This is a genomic window from Pseudomonas sp. TE3-3-F2023, assembly GCF_036784815.1.
Lineage (GTDB): Bacteria > Pseudomonadota > Gammaproteobacteria > Pseudomonadales > Pseudomonadaceae > Aquipseudomonas > Aquipseudomonas pudica.
Map to the genome: position 1 here is coordinate 5,448,635 of NZ_CP145113.1, position 21,270 is coordinate 5,469,904.

Annotated in this window: 18 protein-coding genes; 10 read left to right on the forward strand and 8 right to left on the reverse strand. The window is 63.5% G+C overall.

Annotated features, from left to right (window positions below; translation table 11 throughout):
* Positions 1-97: 97 nt before the first annotated feature.
* On the reverse strand, positions 98-391 hold the full coding sequence (locus V3314_RS24955; RefSeq protein ID WP_046614826.1) for an antibiotic biosynthesis monooxygenase family protein: 294 nt from the start codon (positions 389-391) through the stop codon (positions 98-100).
* 202 nt (positions 392-593) lie between these two features.
* On the opposite strand from V3314_RS24955, the gene V3314_RS24960 reads away from it, so the two are divergent.
* Positions 594-1,514: an AraC family transcriptional regulator gene (locus V3314_RS24960; protein WP_046614827.1), complete on the forward strand. Its 921-nt coding sequence runs from the start codon at positions 594-596 to the stop codon at positions 1,512-1,514.
* Positions 1,515-1,649: 135 nt separating this feature from the next.
* On the opposite strand, the gene V3314_RS24965 is transcribed toward V3314_RS24960, so the two are convergent.
* Entirely contained in the window at positions 1,650-3,287 is a 1,638-nt protein-coding gene (locus tag V3314_RS24965) for a 5-guanidino-2-oxopentanoate decarboxylase (RefSeq protein WP_046614828.1), read from the reverse strand.
* A 114-nt stretch (positions 3,288-3,401) separates the two neighbouring features.
* On the opposite strand from V3314_RS24965, the gene V3314_RS24970 reads away from it, so the two are divergent.
* The gene (locus tag V3314_RS24970) at positions 3,402-4,295 is read left to right on the forward strand and encodes a LysR substrate-binding domain-containing protein (RefSeq protein WP_046614829.1); all 894 of its coding nucleotides are present in this window, start codon (positions 3,402-3,404) and stop codon (positions 4,293-4,295) included.
* Between the two features lie 80 nt (positions 4,296-4,375).
* Here V3314_RS24970 and V3314_RS24975 read toward each other — a convergent pair whose 3' ends face one another.
* Positions 4,376-4,990 carry an NAD(P)-dependent oxidoreductase gene (locus tag V3314_RS24975; RefSeq protein ID WP_046614830.1) on the reverse strand — a complete coding sequence of 205 codons (615 nt, stop codon included), beginning with the start codon at positions 4,988-4,990 and terminating at the stop codon, positions 4,376-4,378.
* 27 nt (positions 4,991-5,017) lie between these two features.
* Positions 5,018-5,893: an MBL fold metallo-hydrolase gene (locus V3314_RS24980; RefSeq protein ID WP_338459765.1), complete on the reverse strand. Its 876-nt coding sequence runs from the start codon at positions 5,891-5,893 to the stop codon at positions 5,018-5,020.
* A gap of 103 nt (positions 5,894-5,996) precedes the next feature.
* Between V3314_RS24980 and V3314_RS24985 the strand changes: the two genes are divergently transcribed.
* The gene (locus V3314_RS24985) at positions 5,997-6,902 is read left to right on the forward strand and encodes a LysR family transcriptional regulator (RefSeq protein ID WP_338459766.1); all 906 of its coding nucleotides are present in this window, start codon (positions 5,997-5,999) and stop codon (positions 6,900-6,902) included.
* A gap of 24 nt (positions 6,903-6,926) precedes the next feature.
* Here the strand turns inward: V3314_RS24985 and V3314_RS24990 are convergent, their stop codons facing one another.
* Positions 6,927-7,796 (reverse strand): oxaloacetate decarboxylase, encoded by an 870-nt coding sequence (locus tag V3314_RS24990; protein WP_003259571.1) that lies wholly within the window; start codon positions 7,794-7,796, stop codon positions 6,927-6,929.
* Positions 7,797-8,236: 440 nt separating this feature from the next.
* Here V3314_RS24990 and V3314_RS24995 point away from each other — a divergent pair, with 440 nt between their 5' ends.
* Positions 8,237-9,688 carry an MDR family MFS transporter gene (locus V3314_RS24995; RefSeq protein ID WP_046614833.1) on the forward strand — a complete coding sequence of 484 codons (1,452 nt, stop codon included), beginning with the start codon at positions 8,237-8,239 and terminating at the stop codon, positions 9,686-9,688.
* Between the two features lie 221 nt (positions 9,689-9,909).
* Here the strand turns inward: V3314_RS24995 and ttgR are convergent, their stop codons facing one another.
* Positions 9,910-10,542 (reverse strand): efflux transport transcriptional regulator TtgR, encoded by a 633-nt coding sequence (gene ttgR, locus V3314_RS25000; RefSeq protein ID WP_025340482.1) that lies wholly within the window; start codon positions 10,540-10,542, stop codon positions 9,910-9,912.
* 258 nt (positions 10,543-10,800) lie between these two features.
* On the opposite strand from ttgR, the gene ttgA reads away from it, so the two are divergent.
* From ttgA to V3314_RS25030, 6 genes are all read left to right on the forward strand, one after another.
* Positions 10,801-11,955, forward strand: coding sequence for a toluene efflux RND transporter periplasmic adaptor subunit TtgA (gene ttgA, locus V3314_RS25005; RefSeq protein WP_075046218.1), 1,155 nt, complete (start codon positions 10,801-10,803; stop codon positions 11,953-11,955).
* A 3-nt stretch (positions 11,956-11,958) separates the two neighbouring features.
* Positions 11,959-15,111, forward strand: a complete 3,153-nt coding sequence (gene ttgB, locus V3314_RS25010) for a multidrug efflux RND transporter permease subunit TtgB (RefSeq protein WP_046614835.1) — start codon at positions 11,959-11,961, stop codon at positions 15,109-15,111.
* Positions 15,108-16,562, forward strand: coding sequence for an AdeC/AdeK/OprM family multidrug efflux complex outer membrane factor (locus tag V3314_RS25015; protein WP_046614836.1), 1,455 nt, complete (start codon positions 15,108-15,110; stop codon positions 16,560-16,562). The genes ttgB and V3314_RS25015 overlap by 4 nt, the downstream gene beginning before the upstream one ends.
* Positions 16,563-16,856: 294 nt before the next feature.
* Positions 16,857-18,113, forward strand: coding sequence for an OprD family porin (locus tag V3314_RS25020; protein WP_046614837.1), 1,257 nt, complete (start codon positions 16,857-16,859; stop codon positions 18,111-18,113).
* 201 nt (positions 18,114-18,314) lie between these two features.
* Positions 18,315-19,238: a LysR family transcriptional regulator gene (locus tag V3314_RS25025; protein WP_153670522.1), complete on the forward strand. Its 924-nt coding sequence runs from the start codon at positions 18,315-18,317 to the stop codon at positions 19,236-19,238.
* Between the two features lie 194 nt (positions 19,239-19,432).
* Positions 19,433-19,957, forward strand: coding sequence for an Mpo1-like protein (locus V3314_RS25030; RefSeq protein WP_046617257.1), 525 nt, complete (start codon positions 19,433-19,435; stop codon positions 19,955-19,957).
* A 113-nt stretch (positions 19,958-20,070) separates the two neighbouring features.
* On the opposite strand, the gene pcaC is transcribed toward V3314_RS25030, so the two are convergent.
* Both pcaC and pcaD read right to left on the reverse strand, forming a co-directional pair.
* On the reverse strand, positions 20,071-20,466 hold the full coding sequence (gene pcaC / locus V3314_RS25035; RefSeq protein WP_046617256.1) for a 4-carboxymuconolactone decarboxylase: 396 nt from the start codon (positions 20,464-20,466) through the stop codon (positions 20,071-20,073).
* A 10-nt stretch (positions 20,467-20,476) separates the two neighbouring features.
* Positions 20,477-21,268 (reverse strand): 3-oxoadipate enol-lactonase, encoded by a 792-nt coding sequence (gene pcaD, locus V3314_RS25040; protein WP_046617255.1) that lies wholly within the window; start codon positions 21,266-21,268, stop codon positions 20,477-20,479.
* Between the last annotated feature and the right edge of the window lie 2 nt (positions 21,269-21,270).

The window sequence follows — 21,270 nt, forward strand, 5'->3', positions numbered from 1 at the left end:
CCGGCGAGCCAGCTCCCACAGGGTCATCAGGTCTTAAGGGCGGTGCAGCACCTGTGGGAGCTGGCTTGCCGGCGATGAGGCCGGTACAGGCAACACCTCAATCAAAGGTATGCAGATCCAGGCTGCTGACCACCTGCGCCTGTACCAACTCACCAAACACTTCCAGCGTCGGCGAAGCAAAGTAGCCACTCATCGCCTGCTGGTCCTGCCAGCTGCCACTGAGCAACCATAAATCGGCATCAGCCTGCGAACGTTGCACCGTGAAACTCAGGCAGCCCGGCGCCCGCAGTGAGGGCTCGAGCAGGTCACGCAGGCGCGCGCCCAGCTCCGCCGAGCGCCCGCTGCTGGCACGGATGAAAGCAAGGTGGGTGACCGGTTGTGTCGGGGTCATTGCACAATCTCCTTGAAGCAGGCGGACGGAAAAGCCAGGCTGCCAAGGTTAGGGCCTCACCCGCGCGACGCGTTAGGCCATTACTGCTCGCCGATTGCCTGATCCTGCAGCGCGGCAGGATCAGGCAATCGGCGTGCAGCTTTTGACTAGCGCCCGCCATTGCCCAAACCTATGCTGCGTCGGTCAGTAGAGGAAAGCCACCATGACCATCGCCACGTCCATCGACCCGAGCCTGGAACTTCAACGCCAGGAGCTGGCCGAGCTGATCCGCCGCCACGCAGGGGAGCCTCACGGCCCGGCATCGGCCATCGATGACCTGTACCTGGTGCGCTACACCGAAAACGTGCGCTCGGTACCGACCCTGGCACAACCCGCGCTGTGTATCCTCGCCCAGGGCAGCAAAAGCTTGTTCCTTGGTGACGAGCAGTACGCTTACGACCCGCTGCACTACATGGTGGTCTCGGTAACCTTGCCGTTGAGCGCCGTGAGGCTGGACGCCAGCCCCGAGCACCCGAGCCTTGGCCTGCGCATGGACCTGGACCCGGCCGAAATCAGCCAGCTGATCGCCGAAAGCGGGCCGATGCTGGTGCCCAACCGGCCTTCCGGGCGTGGCTTGTATGTGGAAAGAACCGATGCCGCGCTGCTCGACGCCCTGCTGCGGCTGATCCGCCTGCTGGATACCCCGCGCGACATCGCGATGCTGGCGCCGCTGTTCCGTCGGGAGATTCTGTACCGCCTGCTGCGTGGGCCGCAGGGCTATCGGTTGTACGAAATCGCCTTGGCCAACAGCCAGACCCACAGGGTTTGCCAGGCGATCACCTGGCTCAACCAGAACTACCAGTTGCCTTTGCGCATCGAGGATCTGGCGCGGGAGGTCAACCTAAGCACCTCGACCTTGCACCACCGATTCAAGGCCGTGACGTCGATGAGCCCGTTGCAGTACCAGAAGCAACTGCGCCTGCAGGAGGCGCGGCGATTGATGCTGAATGACGGGCTCGAGGCGGCGGTGGCGGCCTACCGGGTGGGGTATGAAAGCCCGTCACAGTTCAGCCGTGAATACAGCCGGCTGTATGGCGCGCCGCCGATTCGTGATGTGGCAAGGTTGCGGGCGACTGCTGGCTGAAATTTTGGCTGGCAGTACCGGCCTCTTCGCGGGCTTGCCCGCTCCCACAGGTACAGCACAACGTTCAGAGCCTGTGCAAAATCCTGTGGGAGCGGGCAAGCCCGCGAAAGGGCCGGTACAGACAATAGCTTCACTTCAAACCAACACAGCCCCTTGCCACTGATTCTGGTCAACCTGGATCAAGGTCGGCCCCTTGCGCTCCAATGCCTGCCCCAACGCCACCTGCAGCTGCGCTACATCTGCCACCTGCTCCGCTGCCGCGCCCAGGGCCCGCGCCACACCGATGAAGTCCGGCGTATGGATATCCACCCCCACCGGCTCGATCGCCCGGTTGACCATGTATTTCTTGATTTCCTCGTACCCCTGGTTGTTCCACAGCAGCACGATCAGCGGCACCTGCGCTTCCACCGCGCTTGCCAGCTCCGGCAAGGTGAACTGCAAACCGCCATCACCAATCAGGCACACCGCAGGCGCACGCTCACCGATCTGCTCCGCGCTGCCCAGCCAGGCGCCCATGGCCGCCGGCAATGCATAACCCAAGGTGCCGTAGCCGGTCGAGGCATTGAACCAACGGCGTGGCTGGTCCATGTCCAGGGTCAGGTTGCCGGTGTAAACCGGCTGGGTCGAATCGCCCACAAGGATGGCATTGGGCAGGCGCTCGAGAATCGCACTCAGCAAACGCGTCTGGCTCAGGGTCGGCTGGTCCCAACCCGCTGCCAGTGCCTGGCGCAACTTGGCCACCCGGGCCGCTCCCCACGTGCTTTCACGCACGGGTTGCGGCAACCCCTGCAAGGCACCGAGCAGCGCCTCGGTGGCCAGTTCGGCATCAGCCACCAGCGACAGCGTCGGCAGGTAATTGCGCACGGTCTGGTCCGGGTCGATGTCGATGCGCAGCAGGCTGCCCGGGATCTCGAAACCACCTTTGAAGGTGACGTCATAGTCGGTTTCGGCCAGTTCGGTGCCTATCGCCAGCACCACATCGGCCTCGGCCACCAGCGCCCGCGTGGCTGGCAGTGACTGGGTCGAGCCGATCTGCAGGGGATGGCTGGCCGGCAGCAGCCCCTTGGCATTGATGGTCAGCGCTACCGGCGCCTGCAGGTGCTCGGCCAGGCGCGCCAGCGCAGCGCCCGCAGCCAATGCGCCCCCCCCTGCCAGGATCAATGGCCGCCGTGCACTGACCAGGCGCTCGGCCATCTGCGCCACGGCCTGCGGCGCTGCGCCAGCCCGGCTGCTACGCACCACGCGCCCCGGCAGCAGGTGATTGGCCGGCTCGACCAGCACGTCGAGCGGAATCTCGATATGCACCGGCCGAGGGCGAGCACCTTCGAAAACGGCGAATGCCCGGGCCAGCACCTGCGGCAGGTCATCGGCACTCATCAAGGTGTGGGAAAACGCCGCTACACCCGACACCAGCGCTGCCTGGTTGGGCAACTCGTGCAGCTTGCCGCGGCCACCGCCCAACTGGTCGCGGGCCTGCACGCTGGAAATCACCAGCATCGGGATCGAGTCGGCATAGGCCTGGCCCATGGCGGTGGTGATGTTGGTCATGCCCGGGCCGGTGATGATGAAGCACACCCCGGGCTTGCCGCGGGTCCGCGCATAGCCGTCGGCCATGAACCCGGCCCCCTGCTCGTGGCGCGGGGTGACATGGCGGATGGACGAGCCCGCCAGGCCGCGGTAGAGCTCCACGGTATGTACACCAGGAATGCCGAAGACATGGTCAACGCCATAGCCTTCAAGGAGTTTTACCAGTACTTCGCCGCAGGTTGCCATCGGGTTTCACCATGAATCTTGGTTGGGTTATGCCCTTATTGGACCCAGCCACGGCTATCGCCACAATGCAAAAAAACACATACTAGCCATGTCCTGTAATCATGGCTAAGCACAATGAAACGCCTCCCGCCCCTGCCCGCCCTGCATACCTTTCTGGTCACCGCCCAACACTGCAATTTCACCCGTGCAGGGCAGCAGCTGCATATCACCCAAGGCGCCGTCAGCCGGCAGATCGCGGCCCTCGAAGAGCATCTGGGTTATGCCTTGTTCCAGCGCCAGGCCCGTGGGCTGAGCCTGACCCGTGAAGGCCAGGACTGGCTGCCAAGAGTGCAGCAGGTGTTCGCGCTGATCGAACAAGGGGTGCGTGAGGTGGGTGGGCGCAGCACTACCTTGCAGCTCAAGGCACCGACCTGCGTGATGCGCTGGCTGTTGCCGCGCCTGATGGAATGGCAGGCACTACGCCCGGATGTGCCTGTAGAGCTGACCACCACGGTGCAACATGGAGTGGACTTTCGCCGCGAGGGTTTCGATGCCGCGGTGGTGTATGGCGATGCGCCGAACCATGGGCTGCGCGTGCGCAAGCTGTTCGATGAGCAACTGACCCCCGTGTGCGCACCGTCCCTGCGCCAGGGGCCGTTACCGTTGCAGCAGGTCGACGACCTGGCGCGACACATGCTCCTGCACCCCTCGCGCAATGAGCATGACTGGCGATTGTGGCTGCAGGCAGCCGGAGCAACGCTGGCCATTCAAGGGCCCAAGCAGCATTTCGAGACGCTGGACATGGCGATGGCCATGGCCTCGCAGGGCACCGGCGTGGCCATCGGCGACTGGTCGCTGATCGGCGATGACTTGCGCGGGGGGCGGTTGTGCATGCCGTTTGCGCTCAAGGTGATGACCGGCAAGGGGTATTACCTGGTGAGCCAGAGCAAGAACTTGCCGCCGGGGCTTGTGGAGTTGCTGGACTGGCTGGAGGACCGGGCCAGCCTGCAAGGGCCCCTTCGCGGGTAAACCCGCTCCCACAAGTAATACACCGGCATCGAAATCAGTGCAGAACCTGTGGGAGCGGGTTTACCCGCGAAGGGGGCGACTCAATAGCCGACGGTAAAACGCTGCCGCGAATGTTGTGGCTTTTCCAGTTCGTCGAGCATGGCAATTGCGTAATCGGCGAAGGTTATCCAGCTCTTGCCATCCGCGCCGATCAGCAGATGATCCTTGCCCAGCTTGTAATGCCCGCTGCGCTCACCTTCAACGAACTCCGCCGATGGCGACAGGAAGGTCCAGTCCAGGTTCGGCTCACGTTGCAATACTTCCAGAAAACGCACCCCGGCAGTGGCCTCGGCCTTGTATGCCTCGGGGAAGTCCGGACTGTCGATCACCCGATGCCCCGACGGCAGCAACAGGCTGCCGGCCCCACCCACCACCAGCAGGCGCCTGACCCCGGCCCGCTTGACCGGCTCGATGATGGCGTGTGGCTCGATGGTCGAGAAATGCGCCGCGCTCAGCACCGCATCCACACCTGCGATCGCCGCTTGCACGGCCGCGCTGTCCTTGGCATCCAGCGCCTTGACGGTAACCCCGTCCCGCCCCTGCAACCGCGACGGGTCGCGGGCGATGGCCAGCACACTGTGGCCACGGCGCAGGGCCTCCTCCAACAACTGGCTGCCAGCGCGGCCAGTGGCACCGATGATTGCAATCTTGCTCATGGGATACTCTCCATCAATTGAACGGAATTACCACTTCATCTCGCCCTTGGCGACCTTGGCCCCCAGCTCCAGCGAGCTTTCATCGGCCAGGCCCGGGTAACGTCGTTTCATCGCAGCGATCAACGCACCGGAGTCTTTCGCCTTGGCGGTCTCGCTATCGAAATCACGAATGTAGTTCGCCGTGAAACGCACGGCCTCCAGCGATCGGCCGCTGTCCCCCTGGTAGTGCCCAGGGATGACCGTACGCGGCGCCAGCGCTTCGATGTGCGCCAAGGTGCCAAGCCAGTCGGCGTGGGACTTGGCCGTTTGTGTGTCGGCCATCCACACATGAATGTTCTCCGACACCACCACGCCACCGACCACCGCCTTGATCGACGGTATCCATACAAAACTGCGGTCAGGTTGAGGGCCGTCGAGGCCGACAACCTCAAGGGCCTGCCCTTCCAGCGTCAGGTGGTGGTCTTCGAGCACCTGCGGCAGCACCAGCCGCGCCGGCTTGTCCGCGCCCATCTGCGGCCCCCAGTAGGCCAGCTTGGCATCCATGGTCTGGCGGATATGGGCAACCGTGGCGGCCGACGCCAGCACCTTGGCCTCCGGGAAGGCCTGGGTCAGGGTATCCAGGCCGAAGTAGTAGTCCGGGTCGCCATGGCTGACGTAGATAATGGTCAGCTGCTTGCCGCCCGCCCGCAGGCGCTGCACCAGCTGTTCGGCCTGGGCCTTGCCGAACTGGGCATCGACGAGGATGGCGTCGTGCTCACCGCTGACGATCACCGAACTGACCGGGAAGATCGCCTCATGCCCAGGGTTGTAAACCTCAAGCCGCAAGGGGTCGGCAGCCAGCGCCGGGCCGGCCAGGGTCACACAGGCCAGCAGCAAGCCACGCAAGGGAGTGAAAAGAGACATCGCAAACGCCCGTCAGATGAACAATGCCCAACAGCTTAGTTGCCCATTCCGTGACAAAAAATGCGATGCTCGAACATAGTTTGTTTCTGAAACCGGGCAAATCATGGACCGTCTCAACGCCATGCGCGTTTTCGTCACCGTCATCGACCTGGGCAGCCAGTCGGCGGCAGCGGATCATCTGCAACTGTCTCGGCCGGTGGTGTCGCGCTACCTGGCAGAACTGGAAGACTGGGTTGGCGCACGGCTGATGCAGCGCACCACACGCAAGCTCAGCCTTACCGCCGCCGGCCAGGAAACCCTGCCCCGCTGTCGGCAACTGCTGGAACTGGCCGGCGACCTGCAAGCCGCGGTGCAGCAGCCGGATGACGCGCCCAAGGGCGCGCTGCGCATCAGCGTCAGTACCTCGTTCGGCCAGGCCCAGTTGGTGGATGCAGTGGCCGACTACGTCCGGCGCTACCCCGGGGTGAAGGTGGAACTGCAGATGCTCGATCGCACGGTCAACCTGGTGGACGAGCGCATCGACCTGGCCATCCGCACCAGCAACGACCTGGACCCCAACCTGATCGCCCGGCGCCTGAGTGTGTGCCGCTCGGCAGTGTGTGCGGCACCGGCCTACCTGCGCGAGCACGGCACGCCGCAACGGGTCGAGGAGCTGAGCCGGCACAACTGCCTGACCCATGCCTACTTCGGCCACAGCCTGTGGCATTTCGAGGTGGCCGGCCAGCAAGTCGCCGTGCCAGTGGTGGGGAATATCAGTGCCAACGAGGCGATGACACTGCAGAAAGCGGCGCTGGCCGGCGCAGGTATCGCCATGCTGCCGACCTACCAGGCCGCGAAAGCCCTGCGCCGGGGTGAACTGGTGCGCCTGCTGCCCGAAGCCAGGCCACGCGAACTGAACCTGAATGCGGTGTATACCTCGCGCAAGCACATGCCGGCGACCCTGCGCAGCATGCTGGATTTTCTGGTGCAGCGATTCAAGGACGAACCGGAGTGGGATCAGGACTTGTAAGGCCGTTCCTCCAGGGAGGGCGTGTCACTCTTCGACGCTCATGTATTCCTTGGCCCAACGGATGTAGTCCTCGGGCTGGGTGTAGGTATGCGAGAGTTCGGTGGCGCTGAGGTTTTCCGACTTGTTCTGCTGGCCGCGCTGCAGCCGCAGGCAGTCATAGGTGGCCTTGATCGCGGCAAAGTAGGCGGCGTGACCATCGACCACGATGCGCACGCCCAGGCGTGCCAGGCGCTCGTCGTCTCGCAGGTTCGGGTTGCCGTAGGTCACCAGCATCAGTGGCACCGTCAGGTGCTCGGCAATCTGCTCGAGTTGCTCGAAGTCCTTCACACCCACCATGCAGATGCCATCGGCTCCAGCCTTCTGGTAGCTCTGGGTACGCACGATGATTTCTTCGGTGGTGAGCACACCAGCGTTGGTACGGGCAATGATCGACAGCGACGAATCGACCCGTGCCTCCAGCGCCGCGCGGATCTTGCCGACGCCCTCTTCAACCGGGATCAGGTCGGTGGACTTACGCCCGAACTGGGCAGGCAGCAGGGTGTCCTCGATGGTCAGCGCAGCCACGCCGGCGCGCTCCAGTTCGATGACCGTGCGCATGACATTCAGTGCGTTGCCATAGCCGTGGTCGGCGTCAGCCAGCACGGGCAGTTGCGCCACGCGACCAATACGGGTGGCCTGCTCGACGAACTCGCTGAGGGTGATCAGGGCGAAGTCCGGTGCCGCCAGTACCTGCAGCGAAGCGACGGAACCACCGAGGATGCCGACCTCGAAACCCAGGTCTGCGGCAATACGTGCCGACATCGGGTCGAACACCGATGCGGTGTGGTAACAGGAACCTGAAGCGAGCAGCTCGCGGAAGGCAAAACGCAGATCTTGATGGGAAGCCTTGGGCATGATCACTCCGCAAAATAAGTTGAAAGTCGAACGGTAACTACCGACCCCTGTAATCGGGTCTACCTGGCCTGTTCCAACCGTCGCCATCTGGGCGGTCATGCTTGACATGCAGGCAGAGGAATAAAAGGTGTGGGAGACAGCGGCGCGAAAACCTGCGGCATAATGTTGCACCAAGCTGGTGCGAGCCCCCGGTTTTCCGCCTCTGTGGCATACCAACGATATCACGCAGCCATGCAGCACTGGATGAATGCGCCAATGCCGATCTTGCATAGGGGATGCAGATAGTACATAGGAAGCTACCTAACTCAGGTTACAATTTCGGGGCCCCTTCGCGGGCACGCCCGCTCCCACAGGTACACCACAGCCTTCAAGCCCTGAGTTGTACCTGTGGGAGCGGGCATGCCCGCGAAGAGGTCTCAACCGATAAACAAGGTATCCCCGTGACCGCCGCCCTGCCCCCCACTACCCTGCGCAACGTGCTTACCGCCCTGATGCTGGCGATCTTCCTCGGCGCCCTGGACCAGACCATCGTCGCCGTCTCGCTGCCGGCAATCTCGGCGCAGTTCAACGATGTCGGCCTGCTGGCCTGGGTCATCTCCGGCTACATGGTGGCGATGACCGTGGCCGTGCCGATCTACGGCAAGCTGGGCGACCTGTACGGGCGGCGCAGGATGATCCTCACCGGCATCAGCCTTTTCACCCTGGCCTCGATCGCCTGCGCCCTGGCCCAGGACATGCAACAACTGGTGCTGGCCCGGGTACTGCAAGGCATAGGTGCCGGTGGCATGGTCTCGGTGAGCCAAGCGATCATCGGCGACTTCGTACCCCCACGGGAGCGCGGCCGCTACCAGGGCTATTTCAGCAGCATGTACGCCGTGGCCAGCGTCGCCGGGCCGGTACTGGGCGGCTGGCTGACCGAATACCTGTCATGGCGCTGGGTGTTCTGGATCAACCTGCCGCTGGGGCTGGTCGCACTGTGGGCGATCCGCCGCGCCCTCGGCGGCATGCCGGCGCAGCGCCGCGAGGCGCAGGTGGACTACCTGGGCGCCGTGTTGCTGATCCTCGGCCTGGGTAGCCTGTTGCTGGGTATTACCCTGGTCGGCCAGGGTCACGCCTGGGTCGACTCGGCCGTGCTGGCCCTGTTCGCCTGCGCCGCGCTGGGCCTGGTGCTGTTCATCGCCCATGAGCGCCGCTGCCCGGAGCCGCTGCTGCCACTCGGCCTGTTCGGCAATCGCGTGGCGGTGCTGTGCTGGGGCGTGATCTTCTTCGCCAGCTTCCAGTCAATCTCCCTGACCATGCTCATGCCGTTGCGCTACCAGGGCATCACCGGCGCCGGCGCCGACAGTGCTGCTTTGCACCTCCTGCCGCTGGTGATGGGGCTGCCCATGGGGGCCTTCACCGGCGGGCGCATGACCAGCCTGACCGGGCGTTACAAGCCGCAGATCCTGGCCGGCGCGCTGCTTATGCCGCTAGCCATTTTCGCCATGGCGCTGACCCCGCCGCAATCGGCCTTGCTCAGCGCACTGTTCATGCTGCTGACCGGCATCGCTTGCGGGCTGCAGTTCCCGACCTCGCTGGTAGGCACGCAAAGCGCGGTGGACAGCAAGGACATCGGCGTGGCCACAAGCACCACCAACCTGTTCCGCTCGCTGGGCGGGGCCATGGGGGTGGCGTGCATGTCCAGCCTGCTGCTGGCGCTGCTGCACCAGGGCGGGTTCGAGTCGCTGGGTAATCCGTTGCTGGGGAGCTTGAAGGCCGGCGAAGTGGACCTGATGACACAAGGGCGGTTACTCGATACGTTCCGGCAGTTGTTGATGGGGAGTGCCGGGGTAGCCGTGCTGGGACTGTTTGCAGCGTTTGCATTGCCCGACCGGCAACTGCGCGGACGCTAGAAGCTACGCGATCTCTGTGGGAGCGGCCTTGTGTCGCGAAAGGGCCGCGAAGCGGCCCCAGGATTTCAGCAGTGATGCACAAATTGCCGGGGCTGCTGCGCAGCCCTATCGCGACACAAGGCCGCTCCCACAGGATCGGTGATTTGTTCAAGGTCATCCGGAAGCATTAATCCCCCCTTAACACAAAGGGGTAACACTCCCTCACAATCCTTAACAAAGTGTCATTTGCGCAGAGCCGGGCTCAAGCGCAGCATATCCAGCCCGGTGTCGACCCATTTTTCGACATCCTTCAACAGATCGACACTGTCAGGCAGCAACAGCCAGCGCCCGATCAGGCCATCGACATAGGCGAACATGGCCACCGCCGCGCGCTCGACATCCAGCTCGCCTGGCAACTGGCCCCGGCGCACGGCATTGGCCAACGCCAGGGTGATGCCCTTGTGGCAATCCAGCACCGCACCCTGGCGTTGCTGGCGAATTTCACACATGTCATCGGTGAACTCGCACTTGTGATGCAGGATTTCATTGATACGCCGGGTTCGGGCATCGAGCACCAGCTCGTTGAACACTTGCAGCAACAGCTTGCGCATGCAGCCGAGCGGGTCCACTTCGTCCTCGCTTTCGCTCGCCCGCGCCAGGTGGTCATGGGTTTCATGCAGGCTGTCGAGCAGCGCCTGCACCAGCTCGGCCTTGTTGTTAAAGTGCCAGTAGATCGCCCCCCGCGTCACACCCGCCAGTTCGGCGATGTCGGCCAGGGTGGTTCGCGCAACCCCGCGCTTGTAGAAGGCCTTTTCCGCCGCTTCGATGATCTGGGCGCGGGTTTCCTGGGCTTCTTCTTTGGTTCGACGGACCATGGCAGTACAAACCTCATCTGCCCCGAACGCGCGGCGCGTGCGGGGAACACTCCGGGGGCACCTCTGCAGGGTGCCTCGCGGAGGAGCTAATCAAGGGCTGTGGCAGTACCCGAGTACAACCCAGCGGTATTTACAAACAACCATGAATGTAAGTATATTCCTTAGCAAGCTATTTATCCACCGGATAGCAATTTTTCCAGATCAAGACTCTTCCATTACTCTTGAGCGTCTCCCTGCTCCAGCGACCCGAGGATCCTCATGCAATTCAAGCCAGCCGTTACCGCTCTGGTTTCCGCCGTCGCCCTGGCAACCCTGCTCAGTGGCTGTAAGAAAGAAGAAGCAGCGCCAGCGGCGCAGGCTCCTCAGGTCGGCGTCGTGACCATCCAGCCCCAAGCCTTCACCCTGACCTCGGAATTGCCGGGGCGTACCAGTGCCTACCGCGTCGCCGAAGTGCGCCCGCAGGTAAACGGCATCATCCTCAAGCGCCTGTTCAAGGAAGGCAGTGAGGTCAAGGAAGGCCAGCAGTTGTACCAGATCGACCCTGCCGTGTACGAAGCCACCCTGGCCAATGCCCAGGCCAACCTGCAGGCCACCCGCTCGCTGGCCGAGCGCTACAAGCAGCTGATCGACGAACAGGCTGTCTCCAAGCAGGAATACGACGACGCCAATGCCAAACGATTGCAGGCCGAGGCTTCGCTCAAGAGCGCGCAGATCGACCTGCGCTACACCAAGGTCCTGGCACCGATCAGCGGCCGTATCGGCCGTTCTTCGTTCACCGAAGGTGCACTGGTGAGCAATGGCCAGGCCAACGCCATGGCCACCATCCAGCAACTCGACCCGATCTACGTCGACGTCACCCAGTCCACCGCCGAGCTGCTCAAGCTGCGCCGTGACCTGGAAAGCGGCCAGTTGCAAAAGGCCGGCGACAACGCCGCCTCGGTGCAACTGGTGCTGGAAGACGGCAGCCTGTTCAAGCAGGAGGGCCGCCTGGAGTTCTCCGAGGTCTCGGTCGACGAGACCACCGGCTCGGTCACCCTGCGCGCCCTGTTCCCCAACCCTGATCACACCCTGCTGCCAGGCATGTTCGTACATGCGCGGCTCAAGGCAGGTGTCAACGCCAATGCCATCCTGGCCCCACAACAGGGCGTGACCCGCGACCTGAAAGGCGCGCCGACCGCGCTGGTGGTCAACCAGGAGAACAAGGTCGAACTGCGCCAGCTCAAGGCCAACCGTACCCTGGGCAGCGACTGGCTGATCGAGGAAGGCCTGAACCCGGGTGACCGCCTGATCACCGAAGGGCTGCAGTACGTGCGCCCGGGCGTCGAGGTCAAGGTCAGCGAAGCCACCAACGTCAAGAAGCCGGCCAGCCCTGTTCAGGCCAACGCGGCGAAAGCAGACGCCAAAGCGGAGTAAACCATGTCGAAGTTCTTTATCGATCGCCCGATCTTCGCCTGGGTGATCGCCTTGGTGATCATGCTGGTCGGCGCCTTGTCGATCCTGAAGCTGCCGATCAACCAGTACCCCAGCATCGCGCCGCCGGCCATCGCCATCGCCGTGACCTACCCGGGCGCCTCGGCGCAAACCGTGCAGGACACCGTGGTACAGGTGATCGAGCAGCAGCTCAACGGTATCGACAACCTGCGTTATGTGTCGTCGGAAAGTAACTCCGACGGCAGCATGACCATTACCGCCACCTTCGAGCAGGGCACCAACCCAGACACCGCGCAGGTGCAGGTGCAGAACAAGCTGAACCTGGCCACCCCCCTGTTGCCGCAGGAAGTGCAGCAGCAAGGTATCCGCGTCACCAAGGCAGTGAAGAACTTCCTGCTGGTGATCGGCCTGGTGTCCGAAGACGGCAGCATGACCAAGGACGACCTGGCCAACTACATCGTCTCCAACATGCAGGACCCGATCTCGCGTACCGCGGGTGTGGGTGACTTCCAGGTGTTCGGTGCGCAGTACGCCATGCGTATCTGGCTCGATCCGGCCAAGCTGAACAAGTTCCAGCTGACCCCGGTCGACGTCAAGACCGCCGTGGCCGCGCAGAACGTGCAGGTATCCTCCGGCCAGCTCGGCGGTCTGCCGGCCATGCCCGGCACCCAGCTGAACGCCACCATCATCGGCAAGACTCGTCTGCAGACTGCCGAGCAGTTCGAGAAGATCCTGCTCAAGGTCAACAGCGACGGTTCGCAAGTGCGTCTGGGTGATGTCGCCCAGGTTGGCCTGGGTGGTGAAAACTATGCCGTCAGCGCCCAGTTCAACGGTAAGCCGGCCTCCGGCCTGGCAGTAAAACTGGCCACCGGTGCCAACGCCCTGGACACCGCCAAGGCCTTGCGCAAGACCATCGCCGACCTGGAACCGTTCTTCCCGCCTGGGGTGAAAGCGGTATTCCCATATGACACCACCCCGGTGGTCACCGAGTCGATCAGCGGCGTGATCCACACCCTGATCGAAGCCGTGGTCCTGGTGTTCCTGGTGATGTACCTGTTCCTGCAGAACTTCCGCGCCACCATCATCACCACCATGACCGTACCGGTGGTGTTGCTGGGCACCTTCGGCATCCTTGCCGCTGCCGGCTTCAGCATCAACACCCTGACCATGTTCGCCATGGTTCTGGCCATCGGTTTGCTGGTGGACGACGCCATCGTCGTGGTGGAGAACGTCGAGCGGGTGATGTCCGAGGAAGGCTTGCCGCCCAAGGAAGCGACCAAGCGCTCGATGGAGCAGATCCAGGGTGCCCTGGTGGGTATCGCCCTTGTGCTGTCGGCGGTACTGCTGCCCATGGCATTCTTCGGCGGCTCCACGGGTGTGATCTACCGGCAGTTCTCCATCACCATCGTCTCGGCCATGGGCCTGTCGGTGTTGGTGGCGCTCATCTTCACCCCGGCCCTGTGCGCCACCATGCTCAAGCCGCTGAAGAAGGGCGAACACCATGTGGCCAAACGTGGCTTCTTCGGCTGGTTCAACCGCAACTTCGACCGCAGCGTAACCGGCTACGAGCGCAGCGTGGGTTCCATTCTGCGCAACAAGGTACCGTTCCTGCTGGCCTACGCGCTGATCGTGGTCGGCATGATCTGGCTGTTCACCCGCATCCCTACCGCGTTCCTGCCGGAAGAAGACCAGGGCGTATTGTTCGCCCAGGTACAGACCCCGGCCGGCTCCAGTGCCGAGCGCACCCAGGTGGTGGTCGACCAGATGCGTGAGTATCTGCTCAGCGAAGAGGCCGACACCGTGGCTTCGGTGTTCACTGTCAACGGCTTCAATTTCGCCGGCCGTGGCCAGAGCTCGGGCATGGCGTTCATCATGCTCAAGCCTTGGGATGAGCGCTCCAAGGAAAACAGCGTGTTTGCCCTTGCCCAGCGCGCCCAGCAGCACTTCTTCACGTTCCGCGATGCGATGGTGTTCGCCTTTGCCCCGCCTGCGGTGCTCGAACTGGGTAACGCCACCGGCTTCGACGTGTTCCTGCAGGACCGCGGCGGTGTCGGCCATGCCAAGTTGATGGAAGCGCGCAACCAGTTCCTGGCCAAGGCCGCGCAGAGCAAGATCCTCAGCGCCGTGCGCCCGAACGGCCTGAACGACGAGCCGCAGTACCAGCTGACCATCGATGACGAGCGTGCCAGCGCCCTGGGCGTGACCATCGCCGACATCAACAACACCCTGTCGATTGCCTTGGGTGCCAGCTACGTCAACGACTTCATCGACCGTGGCCGAGTCAAGAAGGTGTATATCCAGGGCGAGCCGAACGCGCGGATGAGCCCGGAAGACCTGCAGAAGTGGTACGTGCGCAATGGTGCTGGCGAAATGGTGCCGTTCTCCTCCTTCGCCAAAGGCGAATGGACCTACGGTTCGCCGAAGCTTTCGCGTTACAACGGCGTCGAGGCAATGGAAATCCTCGGTGCACCGGCACCAGGCTACAGTACTGGTGAAGCCATGGCCGAGGTCGAGCGCATTGCTGGCGAACTGCCAAGCGGTATCGGCTTCTCCTGGACCGGCATGTCCTATGAGGAAAAACTCTCCGGTTCGCAGATGCCGGCACTGTTCGCCCTCTCGGTACTGTTCGTGTTCCTGTGCCTGGCGGCCCTGTACGAAAGCTGGTCGATCCCTATCGCCGTGGTACTGGTAGTACCGCTGGGTATCATCGGTGCCCTGATCGCCACCAGCCTGCGCGGGTTGTCAAACGATGTGTACTTCCTGGTCGGCCTGTTGACCACCATCGGCCTGGCAGCGAAAAACGCCATCCTGATCGTCGAATTCGCCAAGGAACTGCACGAGCAGGGCCGCAGCCTGTACGACGCGGCGATCGAGGCGTGCCGCATGCGTCTGCGCCCGATCATCATGACCTCGCTGGCGTTCATCCTCGGCGTGGTACCGTTGACTATCGCCAGCGGTGCCGGCGCCGGCAGCCAGCACGCCATCGGTACTGGCGTGATCGGCGGCATGATCAGTGCGACCGTGCTCGCTATCTTCTGGGTACCACTGTTCTTCGTCGCAGTGTCGTCACTGTTCGGCAGCAAAGAGCCGGAAAAAGACGTCACCCCTGAAACTCCACGTTATGAGGCTGGGCAATGACCAAGTCTTTGTTGTCCCTGGCAGTAACCGCTTTCATTCTTGGCGGCTGCTCGTTGATCCCTGACTACCAGACCCCGGAATCGCCGGTGGCTGCGCAGTGGCCGCAAGGCCCTGCGTACTCGCCGACGCAATCGGCAGAAGTTGCCGCCGCCGAGCAGGGCTGGCGCCAGTTCTTCCACGACCCGGCACTGCAGCAGCTGATCCAGACCGCGCTGGTAAACAACCGCGACCTGCGCGTTGCCGCTTTGAACATCGACGCCTACCGCGCTCAGTACCGCATCCAGCGCGCCGACCTGTTCCCGGCGGTTTCGGCCACCGGCAGCGGCAGCCGCCAGCGCGTACCGGCAAACATGTCGCAGACGGGCGAAGCGGGCATCACCAGCCAATACTCGGCCACCCTGGGCGTCAGCGCCTATGAACTGGACCTGTTCGGCCGCGTGCGCAGCCTGACCGAGCAGGCCCTGGAAACCTACCTGTCCAGCGAGCAGGCGCGTCGCTCCACGCAGATCAGCCTGGTGGCCAGCGTGGCCAATGCCTACTACACCTGGCAGGCCGACCAGGCGCTGTTCAAGCTGACCGAAGAAACGCTCAAGACCTACGAGGAAAGCTACAACCTCACCCGTCGCAGCAACGAAGTCGGCGTAGCCTCGGCACTGGACGTCAGCCAGGCGCGTACCGCCGTGGAAGGCGCCCGGGTCAAGTACTCGCAGTACCAGCGCCTGGTCGCCCAGGACGTCAACAGCTTGACCGTGCTGCTGGGCACCGGCATTCCCGCCGACCTGCCCAAGCCACTGGAGCTCAATGCCGACCAGCTGGCCGAAGTACCGGCCGGCTTGCCGTCGGACATCCTCCAGCGTCGCCCGGACATCCAGGAAGCCGAGCACCTGCTCAAGGCCGCCAATGCCAACATTGGCGCGGCTCGTGCAGCGTTCTTCCCGAGCATCAGCCTGACCGCCAATGCCGGCAGCCTGAGCCCCGACATGGGCCACCTGTTCTCGGGCGGCCAGGGCACCTGGCTGTTCCAGCCGCAGATCAACCTGCCGATCTTCAACGCCGGCAGCCTGAAGGCCAGCCTGGACTACTCGAAAATCCAGAAGGACATCAACGTCGCCAAGTACGAAAAGACCATCCAGACCGCCTTCCAGGAAGTCTCCGATGGCCTGGCGGCGCGCAAGACCTTCGAAGAGCAGCTGCAGGCGCAACGCGACCTGGTGCAGGCGAACCAGGACTACTACCGCCTGGCCGAACGCCGCTATCGCATCGGTATCGACAGCAACCTGACCTTCCTCGACGCCCAGCGCAATCTGTTCAGTGCCCAGCAGGCGCTGATCGGCGATCGCTTGTCGCAGCTGACCAGCGAGGTCAACCTGTACAAGGCGCTTGGCGGTGGCTGGTACGAGCAGACCGGGCAGGCGAACCAACAGGCATCGGTGGAAGCACCGAAGAGCTGATTGAAGCTGTCAAAGCATCAAGCCCTCCCTCGCGGTGGGCTTTTTTTTGTGTTGCCTGAACCGGCCTCTTCGCGGGTTCGCCCGCAAGCCCCAACACAGGCAAACAATTAACCAACCAGAACATTCCGTTCGATTATCGCCCGATTCCGCTTGTGGCGAATTGCCTCACCCCAGCCCCACCCCGCACCATCCTCCCCACGCAACGTTGCCCCGGTTCATCCCAAAAGACCCGCACCTGCAGGCCGCATCCTGCAGCGTACCGGCTCGCCCATAAAAACAAGAGATCCACGACAGATGAGCACTTTGCAACCCGCACGCCAGCTGCTGCCCGGCCTGTTGGCCATGTCCTGCGCACTCCCCGTGTTCGCCGCCGACGAAGGGGGTTTCCTGGAGGACGCCAAGGCCACCCTCAACCTGCGCAACTTCTACATCAACCGCAACTTCGTCGACCCGGCCCACCCGCAGGCCAAGGCCGAGGAGTGGACGCAGAGCTTCATCCTCGACGCCCGCTCCGGCTTCACCCAAGGCACCGTCGGTTTCGGCGTGGACGTACTGGGCCTGTACTCGGTCAAGCTCGACGGCGGCAAAGGCACCACCAACACTCATCTGCTGCCGGTGCACGACGATGGCCGCCCCGCCGATGATTTCGGCCGCCTGGGCGTGGCACTGAAAGCCAAGCTGTCCGAAACCGAGCTGAAAGTGGGCGAATGGATGCCGGTACTGCCGATCCTGCGCTCGGATGACGGCCGCTCGCTGCCGCAGACCTTCCGCGGCGGCCAGCTGACCTCGAAGGAAATCGCCGGCCTGACCCTGTACGCCGGCCAGTTCCGCGGCAACAGCCCGCGCAACGACGCCAGCATGGAAGACATGTCGATGAACGGCAAGGCAGCGTTCACGTCCGACCGTTTCAACTTTGGCGGCGGCGAATACGCCTTCAACGACAAGCGCACCATGATCGGCCTGTGGAATGCCCAGCTCAAGGACATCTACCGTCAGCAGTACCTCAACCTTGTGCACAGCCAACCCCTGGGCGATTGGACCCTGGGCGCCAACCTGGGCTACTTCATCGGCAAGGAAGACGGCGCCGAACGCGCTGGTGAACTGGACAACCGCACCGCCTCGGCCATGCTCTCGGCGCGCTATCAGGGCCACACATTCTACGTCGGCCTGCAGAAAGTCAGCGGCGACGACGCCTGGATGCGGGTGAATGGCACCAGCGGCGGCACCCTGGCAAACGACAGCTACAACTCCAGCTTCGACAACGCCAAGGAACGCTCCTGGCAGGTGCGCCATGACTTCAACTTCGCCACCGTCGGCGTGCCAGGCCTGACCCTGATGAACCGCTACATCAAAGGTGACAACGTCACCGCAGGGGGCGTGGACGATGGCAAGGAATGGGCGCGGGAAACCGAGTTGGCGTATGTGGTGCAGTCGGGCAGCTTCAAGGACCTGTCGGTGAAGTGGCGCAACTCCACCATGCGCCGGGACTTCAGCACCAACTCGTTCGACGAGAACCGGTTGATCGTGAGCTACCCGCTGAATCTCCTTTGAATGCTTCGCGGGTAAACCCGCTCCTACAGGTTCACCACAGATTCTGAAACTGTGGTGAACCTGTGGGAGCGGGTTTACCCGCGAAGAAGCCAGATGCCGCAACAAATAACCTAAAGCTATAAACAAATCAATAAACCTTCTTTGACGGAATATACAGCAACCGCTTGAATAGGCCCCTGAACCCCGCCCCAGAGCCGTGACATGGACCTTCGTCAACTGCGCTACTTCATCGCCCTCACCGAATACCGCAGCTTCGTCCGTGCCGCCGAGGCCATGGGCATCACCCAACCCGCCTTCAGCCGTGCCATCCAGAGCCTGGAACACAGCTTCGGCTGCCCATTGGTCGACCGCGCCAGCAAAGCCCTGCCGCCCACCCCTGAAGGCTTGGTGGTGCTGCAACATGCCCGGCGCCTGGTACAAGGTGCCGCGCAGCTGAGCAACGAAGTGCTACAGATGACCAAGCTCGACGCCGGCGAGCTGCATTTCGGCAGCGGCCCGACGCTGGCCGTACGCCTGGTGCCCGATGCCCTGCGCCACTTTCTCGAGCGCCACCCAGGCATCCGCACCTCGCTGCTGGTGGACAACACCGAACGCCTCGGCCAGGCCCTGCGCCGCGAACAGATCGAGTTTTTCGTCGACGACATCCGCCCGTTCGAGGCCGACCCCAACTTCCACACCGAACCCCTTTCACCGCGCCCCGGCCTGTTCTTCTGTCGCCCGGGGCACCCATTGCTGGCCAAGGACAGCCTGTCGACCAACGACCTGTTCAGCTACCCCCTGGCCAGCGCCCTGCTCGCCCCCGGCGTGCGCAAGCGCCTGGCCAACCTGAGCGGGCGCAGCGATTTCACCCCGCACCTGCAAACCGAGCACCTGGCCGTACTGCGCAGCGTGGTGCTGGCCAGCGATGCCATCGGCACCGCCAGCGAGGAAGCCGTGGCCGAAGACCTGGCCAGCGGCCGCCTGGTGCGCCTGCACTGGCGCAACCTGCCGCCAGCGCTGGAAGTGCTGAGCGTGCGCTGTGGCGTAGTCAGCCGCAGCGGTTACCGGTTGTCGCCGGCGGCGCGAGCGATGATCGAAACGCTGGTGGGGCTGGATATGCCAGTGCGGGCTGCTGCCATTCGCTGAACTGATGATGCTGGCAGGGGCGGTCTATCCTGAGCTATATCGGTCGCCTGTGCCGGCCCTTTCGCGGGTGAACCCGCTCCCACAGGGTCACCACAGTTTCTGAGGGCTGCGCTGTACCTGTGGGAGCGGGTTCACCCGCGAAGAGGCCAGAACAGGCAATACACCCCGATCAGGCAACCAGGGAGGCAAAAACAATGAAGACCCTCGTCGACCACCTGAGCCAATACGCCAGCTACCACCGCGACCCACGCAACATCGCCACCCACTTCGTGGGCATCCCCATGATCGTGCTGGCGGTCACCATCCTGCTGTCGCGTCCTGGCTGGGAGGTGGCGGGCATGTGGCTGTCCCCTGCCCTGCCGGCGGCGGCAGCCTCGGTCTGGTTCTACCTGCGCCTGGACCTGCGCTTCGGCCTGGTGATGGGGTTGTTGCTTGGGCTATGCCTGTGGGTCGGCCAGGTGCTGGCGATGCAGACGACAGCACTGTGGCTCGGCGCCGGGCTGGGTGCGTTCGTGGTGGGCTGGATCATCCAGTTCGTCGGCCATTACTACGAAGGCCGCAAGCCGGCGTTTGTCGACGATGTCAGCGGATTGATCATCGGGCCGTTGTTCGTGGTGGCAGAAGCGGCATTCATGCTCGGCCTGTGCCCGGCCCTGAAGCAAGCCGTGGAAAGCAACGCCGGGCCAGTTGCCATGCGGCAGAAGAATGCGGCCATGTAAACATTCAATGGCCCTATCGCCGGCAAGCCAGCTCCCACAGGGACTGCACTGCCCTCAAGCCTGATGCAATCCCTGTGGGAGCTGGCTTGCCGGCGATAGGGCCGGTACAGGCATTACTGCTGTCGCGACTCCACGCCCAGCTCATCCCATACCGACTCAGCCATGTGGAAGGTGGCATTGGCAGCCGGAATGCCGCAATAAATCGCGCTCTGCATCAGTACTTCCTTGATCTCGTCGCGCGTGACGCCATTGTTGGCCGCCGCGCGCAGGTGCAGCTTCAGCTCGTCATTGCGGTTCATGCCAATCAGCATGGCGATGGTGATCAGGCTACGGGTATGCCGCGGCAGGCCCGGGCGGGTCCAGATGTCACCCCAGGCGTGGCGGGTGATCATCTCCTGGAACTCGTCGTTGAAGTCGTTGAGCTTCTCCAGGCTGCGGTCCACATGGGCATCGCCAAGCACTGCGCGGCGTACTTGCATGCCGGCGTCGTAACGTTGTTTCTCGTCCATGGCGGTATCCTCAGTGGGCCAGCAGGAAGTCGAGCACGCGGCGGCTGAACGCCTCGCCGACCTCGACGTTGGACAGGTGCGCCGCCGGGAAGTCGACGTACTCGGCACCCGTGATACCGGCCTGCATGAAGCGGCCGTGCTCTGGGGTGGTCACCACGTCTTCGGTACCGGCAACGATCAGCGTCGGCACCTGTATGCGGCCCAACTGCTCACGGTAGTCGGCATCGCGCACCGCTGCGCAGTTGCCGGCATAGCCTTGCGGGCTGGTTTGCGCCAGCATCTGGCAGATGCGCTGGGCCTGCGCCGGCTGGGCCTGGGCGAAGCCCGGGGTGAACCAGCGGGCGATGGAAGCATCGCGCAGATCGACCATGGCCTGCTGGCCGCCCTTGAGCACGGTGTCGATACGGGTGTTCCACACCTCGTCGTTGGCGATCTTGGCGGCGGTATTGCACAGGGTCAGGCTGTGCAGGCGCTGGCCGGCATTGATGCCCAGCCACTGGCCGATCAGGCCACCCATCGACAGGCCGACGAAGTGCGCCTTGGCGATATCCAGCCCATCGAGCAAGGCCAGCACGTCACGGCCCAGCTGTTCGATGCTGTAGGGGCCTTCAGTGACCAGCGACCCACCGTGGCCACGGGTGTCGTAGCGCAACACGCGCAAGTGCTGGCTCCACAGTGGAATCTGCGTGTCCCACATGCCCAGGTCGGTGCCCAGCGAGTTGGACAGGACCAGCACCGGGGCGTTTTCCGGGCCATCGATCTGGTAATTCAAAACGCCATCGGCCAGTTGCAAGTGCGCCACAG

What these genes read in the sequence shown, in the direction of transcription:
- V3314_RS24955 (WP_046614826.1), bottom strand. Translation starts at nt 391, where the DNA reads ATGACCCCGACACAACCGGTCACCCACCTTGCTTTCATCCGTGCCAGC.
- V3314_RS24960 (WP_046614827.1), top strand. Translation starts at nt 594, where the DNA reads ATGACCATCGCCACGTCCATCGACCCGAGCCTGGAACTTCAACGCCAG.
- V3314_RS24965 (WP_046614828.1), bottom strand. Translation starts at nt 3,287, where the DNA reads ATGGCAACCTGCGGCGAAGTACTGGTAAAACTCCTTGAAGGCTATGGC.
- V3314_RS24970 (WP_046614829.1), top strand. Translation starts at nt 3,402, where the DNA reads ATGAAACGCCTCCCGCCCCTGCCCGCCCTGCATACCTTTCTGGTCACC.
- V3314_RS24975 (WP_046614830.1), bottom strand. Translation starts at nt 4,990, where the DNA reads ATGAGCAAGATTGCAATCATCGGTGCCACTGGCCGCGCTGGCAGCCAG.
- V3314_RS24980 (WP_338459765.1), bottom strand. Translation starts at nt 5,893, where the DNA reads ATGTCTCTTTTCACTCCCTTGCGTGGCTTGCTGCTGGCCTGTGTGACC.
- V3314_RS24985 (WP_338459766.1), top strand. Translation starts at nt 5,997, where the DNA reads ATGGACCGTCTCAACGCCATGCGCGTTTTCGTCACCGTCATCGACCTG.
- V3314_RS24990 (WP_003259571.1), bottom strand. Translation starts at nt 7,796, where the DNA reads ATGCCCAAGGCTTCCCATCAAGATCTGCGTTTTGCCTTCCGCGAGCTG.
- ttgR (WP_025340482.1), bottom strand. Translation starts at nt 10,542, where the DNA reads ATGGTCCGTCGAACCAAAGAAGAAGCCCAGGAAACCCGCGCCCAGATC.
- ttgA (WP_075046218.1), top strand. Translation starts at nt 10,801, where the DNA reads ATGCAATTCAAGCCAGCCGTTACCGCTCTGGTTTCCGCCGTCGCCCTG.
- ttgB (WP_046614835.1), top strand. Translation starts at nt 11,959, where the DNA reads ATGTCGAAGTTCTTTATCGATCGCCCGATCTTCGCCTGGGTGATCGCC.
- V3314_RS25015 (WP_046614836.1), top strand. Translation starts at nt 15,108, where the DNA reads ATGACCAAGTCTTTGTTGTCCCTGGCAGTAACCGCTTTCATTCTTGGC.
- V3314_RS25020 (WP_046614837.1), top strand. Translation starts at nt 16,857, where the DNA reads ATGAGCACTTTGCAACCCGCACGCCAGCTGCTGCCCGGCCTGTTGGCC.
- V3314_RS25025 (WP_153670522.1), top strand. Translation starts at nt 18,315, where the DNA reads ATGGACCTTCGTCAACTGCGCTACTTCATCGCCCTCACCGAATACCGC.
- V3314_RS25030 (WP_046617257.1), top strand. Translation starts at nt 19,433, where the DNA reads ATGAAGACCCTCGTCGACCACCTGAGCCAATACGCCAGCTACCACCGC.
- pcaC (WP_046617256.1), bottom strand. Translation starts at nt 20,466, where the DNA reads ATGGACGAGAAACAACGTTACGACGCCGGCATGCAAGTACGCCGCGCA.